Origin of the sequence: Pseudomonas tremae (assembly GCF_001401155.1) — a bacterium.
GTDB classification, from domain to species: domain Bacteria; phylum Pseudomonadota; class Gammaproteobacteria; order Pseudomonadales; family Pseudomonadaceae; genus Aquipseudomonas; species Aquipseudomonas tremae.
In genome coordinates this window covers 1-310 of the sequence record NZ_LJRO01000420.1, presented here as the reverse complement: position 1 = coordinate 310, position 310 = coordinate 1, and the positions used below count along the sequence as shown (strand labels likewise).

1 protein-coding gene and 1 pseudogene are annotated in these 310 nt (G+C 64.2%); both read right to left on the bottom strand.

Features of this window, described 5'->3' with window-relative positions:
• Window positions 1–114, bottom strand: a pseudogene (locus ALO43_RS22835) (glutathione peroxidase); the annotation flags it as partial.
• 61 nt (window positions 115–175) lie between these two features.
• Window positions 176–298, bottom strand: coding sequence for a hypothetical protein (locus ALO43_RS31775; protein ID WP_268873846.1), 123 nt, complete (start codon window positions 296–298; stop codon window positions 176–178).
• Between the last annotated feature and the right edge of the window lie 12 nt (window positions 299–310).

The following is a 310-nucleotide window of genomic DNA, read 5'->3' as shown; positions in this document are numbered from 1 at the left end:
CTTGGCGCGCAGCTTGGGCAACTCGCCCTGCAGCAGCGGCGGACAGTCGGCAGCCATTGCAGCGCCACTCATGGCCAGCAGCAGAAGAGGTATCGAAACAAAGCGAATGTTCATCATGGCGGCCCTGGATAATGTTGTCGTTTGTCGACACGCTACCCCATGCCAGGCTGTCTGCCTAGCAAGCGCCCATTCCCAGTTGCAACGCAGCCAGCCCAACGTGCTGCCAGGCCCACCAGAGCAGCCCCAACACCACCGCGCCTGCGAGCACCGCCGCCAGTAGGGGCCAGCGACGGCTCATGCCAGGCTACCC